The sequence below is a fragment of the Hymenobacter agri genome (assembly GCF_054778495.1).
The window spans coordinates 1-975 of record NZ_BAAGZM010001032.1 but is presented as its reverse complement, the minus strand read 5'-3'; the positions used below and the strand labels follow the sequence as shown (position 1 = coordinate 975).

Sequence of the window (975 nt, the reverse complement as noted above, 5' to 3'; positions counted from 1 at the left end):
GCGCCCCACCCTCGAAGCCGGGGCCGCTGCCCAGCGCGCCCTCGATGAAAAAGCCGAAGCCGCCCGCCGCGAAGCTGTGCAGCCGGTAGCGGCCGAAGCCGAGGAGGAAGCCGACGAAAGCCGCCCGGCGCTGTACTCGCCGGTCACGATTATGCTCTTTTCGGTACCGTTCACGTTTGTGGCCGGCGGCGTGCTGCTGGGCCTCAATTTGTGGCGGGTAGACCGCAAGCGGGCCCTGCTTGGGCTGGTGCTGTTTCTGGTGGCTTACGTGGTGGCCGTGGCCGTGGTGCTACAGTGGGCGCTGCCCATCTACGGCCTGAGCTCCTGGTACGGGCCGCTCATCAACCTGCCGCCCATTCTGGCCTACATGCTCTGGTTCTGGCCGCGCAACATGGGTGGCATGCGCTACCGCAGCCGCAGCTGGCTGCCGCCGCTGCTGGTGTGCTTCGCCTTCCTGTACGGCGCCCAGCGGCTGAACAACTACCTGCTGAAGCAACAGCCTAAAGAAGTGCAGGAGCAGTTCGAGCGCATGATGCCGAAATAAATAACCACCCCCACCACCCAAGGCCCGGCCAACCGCCGGGCCTTGCTGTTTGCCACCCGTTCATGGCTCTTCAAAACCTGCTGCTACCCGGGGCCGAGCTACTTTTTGCCCCCGCCTTTTTGCCCGCCGCCGAAGCCACCGTGCTGCTGGCCCACCTCACTGCGGCGGCAGCCTGGGAGCAGCGTACCATTCGCCTGTTTGGGCAGGAGTTTCCGCAGCCGCGCCTCACCGCCTGGTATGGCGACCCCGAAGCCCGCTACACCTACTCCAACCTCACCTGGGAGCCTCTGCCCTGGCTGCCCGCCCTGGCCGACCTGCGCCAGCGCCTCGAAACCGCCACCCACGCCCGCTACAACAGCGTGCTGCTGAACCTATACCGCGACGGCCTCGACAGCATGGGCTGGCACGCCGACGACGAGCCCGAGCTGGGC

At 66.7% G+C, this 975-nt stretch carries 2 protein-coding genes; both read left to right on the top strand.

Going from position 1 to position 975, the window contains the following annotated elements; genetic code table 11:
• The coding region (locus tag ACYVDE_RS24250) for a hypothetical protein (RefSeq protein WP_460504088.1) at window positions 1-544 on the top strand (544 nt) is incomplete at its 5' end.
• Window positions 545-606: 62 nt separating this feature from the next.
• Window positions 607-975, top strand: a 369-nt coding sequence (locus tag ACYVDE_RS24245) for an alpha-ketoglutarate-dependent dioxygenase AlkB family protein (protein ID WP_460504087.1), incomplete at its 3' end; no start/stop codon positions are given.